Origin of the sequence: Cupriavidus sp. UYPR2.512 (assembly GCF_000379565.1) — a bacterium.
Classification (GTDB): domain Bacteria; phylum Pseudomonadota; class Gammaproteobacteria; order Burkholderiales; family Burkholderiaceae; genus Cupriavidus.
In genome coordinates this window covers 1-4428 of record NZ_KB902956.1, presented here as the reverse complement: position 1 = coordinate 4428, position 4428 = coordinate 1, and the positions used below count along the sequence as shown (strand labels likewise).

The following is a 4428-nucleotide window of genomic DNA, read 5'->3' as shown; positions in this document are numbered from 1 at the left end:
GGTCCTTTCTGCCCGCCATTATGGCCGGCTCAGACCCCAGCTCTTCCATTTATCCGACTGTCCGAATTTCCGGCGCCACCTCTGACCATGGTGCGGATCGGGCGCAACGGATGCGCTTGCGGCACGAAATCTTCGAGTCGCAGCATGGTGAACAGGCTTTCGGTGAAGGTGTCGGCGCCGCGCATGAATCTCGGATGGAGTGGTATCTGGTAATCAACGCCTTGGCACGCTACCGCGCTGACTTCGGGCTAGGTATTTCAGCAGCCTGCTAAGCCGTCAGGCAGTTGTCACGGTGTTGCCCGCTTAGACGCGCTAGCGCGCGATTCGAGGTCAACTGCTGCCTAATTGTGAGCCGAACGCTTAGCCATCTCGGAACAGGAAGCTGTACGCGCTTAGAGCAGGCGCACCCCCGAGGTGAACGTATAGCACTCTTGAGCCGCCAGGAAATTCGCCACCACGAACCATGTCGATCAATGCATGCATGGACTTACCCTCATACACTGGATCGGTCATTACGCCTTCAAACCTGCCGCATAAACGGATTGCTTCAAGGGTTCCTTCGGATGGCAACCCGTATTCCGGGCCGCCGTAACGTGTGTCGAGCACGATCTCAGTATCAGTAATCTCGCGACCTAGATCAACAAGCTGCGCGGTGTGGCGCGCGATGCGGAGAATCTGCTCGCGGGTATGCTCGGGCCTGGCCGAAGCGTCGATGCCAATCACGCGATTGGCGCGTTTTTCAGCGGCAAAACCGACTGCCATGCCGGCTTGCGTGCTCCCTGTCACAGAGCACACGACGATATAGTCAAAGCGAAAGCCAAGCTCCACCTCCTGCTCGCGAACTTCCTCAGCGAATCTGACAAAACCCAAGCCGCCCAAGGGATGTTCAGAGCAGCCAGCGGGAATCGGATATGGTTTTCCGCCATCATTAAGCACACTTTCCATGGCCTCCTTCCAACTCTTGCGTATTCCGATATCGAAGCCGTCGCAAACCAGGCGTACGTCAGCCCCCATAATGCGCGACATCTGGATATTTCCAACGCGGTCGTAGACCGCGTCCGCGTAGTTAACCCAGTTCTCCTGCACCAGGACGCACCTGAGCCCAAGATGGGCGGCCACTGCCGCGACTTGTCTTGTCTGATTGGACTGTATGCCCCCAATCGACACCAGCGTGTCGGCCCCCTGCTCTAGCACATCGGGAATCAAGTATTCTAGTTTTCGAGTTTTGTTCCCTCCAAAAGCTAACCCACTGTTACAGTCCTCACGCTTTGCGTATAGCTTGACCTTTCCGCCAAGATGCGCGCTTAGTCGATTCAGAGGATGGATATGGGTTGGACCAAAAGTCAATGGGTAACGGGGAAACCGTTCGATCTTCATGAGGGAACTCCGGCGTGATGGTAGGTTGTATCGAGAATAGCGAGGGAGACTCGCATCTCACAGGCCACTCCCCAATTCTTAGGTGGTCAACGACGTTCGTCCTACGAATGAACTAACGAGGCGCGCCTGCAAAGCTCATCCAATTTTCGCATTATGATTAGATTGACTTCAATTTATTCTTGTATAAGACCCATGCGAACGACAACAGTTCAGTTCACACAACCAACCAACTTAAGGTAGGAATTGATGCACTGGATGGTATCGACAAAGCCATCCTCAGAACCATGCAGCGGGATGCATCAATCTTAAACGTAGCCGCTGGCAGCGCATCTTGATCTAAGCCCGCCGGCGTGCTCTCGGCGCGCGTTGAACGACTCAAGAGGACGGGTATGATTCGGACGGGTATGATTCGTGGCATCGTCGCACCGCTGAATCCGGCTGGCATGTTGGTACTGATTGGTGTGGTCTTGGAAAGCGCCACTCCAGGAGTCCTAATCCAAGGTTGAGGAGGCTGCAAAGAAAGTCACCGGCTGCATGGAATGCCATGTGGTAACTCGTGAGCGCTCCGAGCAACTTCCATACCTGCCCGGCGTACGGCACCTCCGTTCCTTCATGACGCTCAAGGAAGTGCTATCGAGCACACAGATTCCGGTCTGATCGGGAAGCGACCGACGATATGTTCCAGCGTGTGCCACGTCGGTGACTCCACATCGACGTTGCAGAATGCTACCCTTGTTTCCCCGAAATGATGGAGCAGAGGGCTGACAAACGCGCGAGGCTTGTACTGCTTGCATTGATGGTTGCAGTTGAACTCCACAGGCCGGAGAAGAACGGCGTAGCGGCCCTAACGACAAAGCAGCAACTCAGACATCTAAGGGTCTAGCCGGTATTCCATAACGCCGTTTGCAGGAACTGAGCGCTTGGCTTTCGCTCGTCGGCCGCTACACATTGTGGTTCCGCCGACTTTAGCGGGTTGCTGCTTCACTTACCTCGGGATCGATGAGCTCTCAATGTAGTTGGGCTGAAGCGCCCTACTTTTTCACAGTGGCTTTTAAGACAATCCACCGGTTCTTTTGTCGCGAATGACACCTCGCTACCTCTCGAAAGCCGGCCCACATGTTTCCTCGACCCATTTTTACGCTGGTACGGATGTTGCGGAAGTCCTCGGCCGTTCTACCGCTCCGTATGCGATGGTTCCTTGCAATGTGGGGCGCCTTTGATTGCTGAAAGGAGGAATATGTATGCCCGCTACACCTGTCCGTGATGAACTCGACGAGACCCCTTTCGCGCGCCTGCAACACGAAGGACGCCTTCTCAATGCAGTCTTCAAGGGTCGGACGACCAAGCCCAGACGCGTTGGCTTTCGCGGCGAACTTGCGCTCCGGTTCGCCCCGCGGCTCGCCGACGAGGCGCGGCCGCCCGAACTGTGTTGCGAACAGGCAATGGCGGTGGCTGACGCGGGTGATTCGCACCTACCCTTCTTCTCCGGCTGGCTCCTGAGTTTCGAGTACCTGAGGGACGTCGCTGATGTGCTGGGCGACGCTTTGCACGCCCGAGGGAAGTACTTCCTCTTCTGCGACAACATCGATCTGACTAGGCGTTACCAAGTACCGTACAGGGGAGCAATGTTCTATGTACTGCCGATCATTGAGTCAACTGTTTACAACGAGATGCTGGAGCTTCTTTACTTGAATAAAAATGAACTGAAAAAGCAAAGCACGGCAGCAAAGTTGGACGCCATAGCCGACGCTGGGTGCCGATTCGAGTTGCCCTTTGACATTATCAGCTATGAGGAAGGACTCAAGGTGATGGGGCCGGTGCGCAATCCACACGAGAATCGACCAGTCTGACGTTTTTTATTGGAGCCGCCGGAGTGCAATGATGTCACTGGATAACACGATTGCCCCCTACAAAATCGTAGGTGCCGAGCGCGCCTGGAGTATCGAAGGATCTTGGAAGAACCGTAGGCGCGCATCCCTGGCGATATGGCTATCAAAGCATGGTTTCCCCGACGCAAATTCATTCGGCGTAAATGGCATTACGCCGCTGATGGAAGCAGCGCTGCAGGGGGAAGACCACATAGTCGCGACTTTGCTCTATGAAGGTGTATCCGTCGGCATGCTGGACGACGAAGACAATAGCGCGCTGTGGTACGCGTGTTTGAACGGCGCGCCCGCCACAATCCTCCGGTTAATCGACGCCGGTCTCGATATCGATCACGCAAACGGAGATGACTTCACGTGTCTAATGCAGGCGGCTGCCAGCGGCCGATTTGACATTATGAGGTTGTTGATGTCGCTAGGAGCAAACGAAGGCCTCGTTGCGCCCGAAGGGCGAAACGCTCTGGAAATGGCAACTGATTACGTAATATGGAGTTGCATCGACCATCGAACAGAGGCGCATCCAGTTGGATAACTGTTTTTTATGAAAGAAGAGACTTATGCCGCTCTACGACTATGTTTGCCGCCACTGCGGGCTGCGCTACGAAACGCTAGTACGCGGCGGTGCAACTCCTGTGTGCCCGCAATGTGGCAGCGTGACACTGATTAAGCAGGTTTCCGCGCCATCCGCTCCTGCGCGTAGCAAATCGCTCGTCGCAGCGGCACGTCGGCAGGCCGCAAAGCAAGGACATTTCAGCAACTACGCAGCTGAGGAACAACGGGAACTCCGTCGCCGAAGCTGAACGTCACGCAATGATCCTCATGCCGATTTGCTCTCGGCCGTCTTCGGCCTTTCAATTGCGATGGCGGCCCCCCCCCAGTAGCCAATCCACCCAAGATAAGGACATCAGCAAGCCTTATAGGCGGCATGTCGATGAGGTTTCTGGCGAGGCGGACGTGGTTTAGCGCGATCCGGTCGCACGCGATGGGTACGTGTTGCGATCAAGGCCAAGGTCTCATTCAGCGCAGCCTTGGCCCAGCGCAGTCCCAGTAGCGCCGCTGGCAGGACAGGTTTGAGAGCGGTGATGGCGTAGGTTCGGATGATCCGATAGTTCGAGTCAATCTCATGTTCCTGCACGGCGCTGAAGCAGCATAGAGCGTGCAGGTTATC

At 55.6% G+C, this 4428-nt stretch carries 5 protein-coding genes and 2 pseudogenes; 5 read left to right on the top strand and 2 right to left on the bottom strand.

Features of this window, described 5'->3' with window-relative positions:
* Nucleotides 1–272 (top strand): hypothetical protein (locus tag A3A5_RS44065; RefSeq protein WP_026200758.1); only part of this gene is annotated, 272 nt, incomplete at its 5' end.
* Between the two features lie 88 nt (nucleotides 273–360).
* Here A3A5_RS44065 and A3A5_RS0113560 read toward each other — a convergent pair.
* Nucleotides 361–1377 (bottom strand): 1-aminocyclopropane-1-carboxylate deaminase, encoded by a 1017-nt coding sequence (locus A3A5_RS0113560; protein ID WP_026200757.1) that lies wholly within the window; start codon nucleotides 1375–1377, stop codon nucleotides 361–363.
* 284 nt (nucleotides 1378–1661) lie between these two features.
* Between A3A5_RS0113560 and A3A5_RS44755 the strand changes: the two are divergent.
* From A3A5_RS44755 to A3A5_RS41485, 4 genes and pseudogenes are all read left to right on the top strand, one after another.
* Nucleotides 1662–2034, top strand: a pseudogene (locus tag A3A5_RS44755) (Lrp/AsnC family transcriptional regulator).
* Between the two features lie 584 nt (nucleotides 2035–2618).
* On the top strand, nucleotides 2619–3227 hold the full coding sequence (locus A3A5_RS0113550) for a hypothetical protein (RefSeq protein WP_018311111.1): 609 nt from the start codon (nucleotides 2619–2621) through the stop codon (nucleotides 3225–3227).
* Between the two features lie 28 nt (nucleotides 3228–3255).
* On the top strand, nucleotides 3256–3792 hold the full coding sequence (locus A3A5_RS38510) for an ankyrin repeat domain-containing protein (RefSeq protein WP_232431342.1): 537 nt from the start codon (nucleotides 3256–3258) through the stop codon (nucleotides 3790–3792).
* 25 nt (nucleotides 3793–3817) lie between these two features.
* Nucleotides 3818–4060 carry a zinc ribbon domain-containing protein gene (locus tag A3A5_RS41485; protein ID WP_081623897.1) on the top strand — a complete coding sequence of 81 codons (243 nt, stop codon included), beginning with the start codon at nucleotides 3818–3820 and terminating at the stop codon, nucleotides 4058–4060.
* A 104-nt stretch (nucleotides 4061–4164) separates the two neighbouring features.
* Here the strand turns inward: A3A5_RS41485 and A3A5_RS44750 are convergent.
* Nucleotides 4165–4428, bottom strand: a pseudogene (locus A3A5_RS44750) (transposase); the annotation flags it as partial.

Excerpts from the sequence above, each read along its gene's own strand:
- A3A5_RS0113560 (WP_026200757.1), bottom strand. The coding sequence starts at position 1,377 with ATGAAGATCGAACGGTTTCCCCGTTACCCATTGACTTTTGGTCCAACC.
- A3A5_RS0113550 (WP_018311111.1), top strand. The coding sequence starts at position 2,619 with ATGCCCGCTACACCTGTCCGTGATGAACTCGACGAGACCCCTTTCGCG.
- A3A5_RS38510 (WP_232431342.1), top strand. The coding sequence starts at position 3,256 with ATGATGTCACTGGATAACACGATTGCCCCCTACAAAATCGTAGGTGCC.
- A3A5_RS41485 (WP_081623897.1), top strand. The coding sequence starts at position 3,818 with ATGCCGCTCTACGACTATGTTTGCCGCCACTGCGGGCTGCGCTACGAA.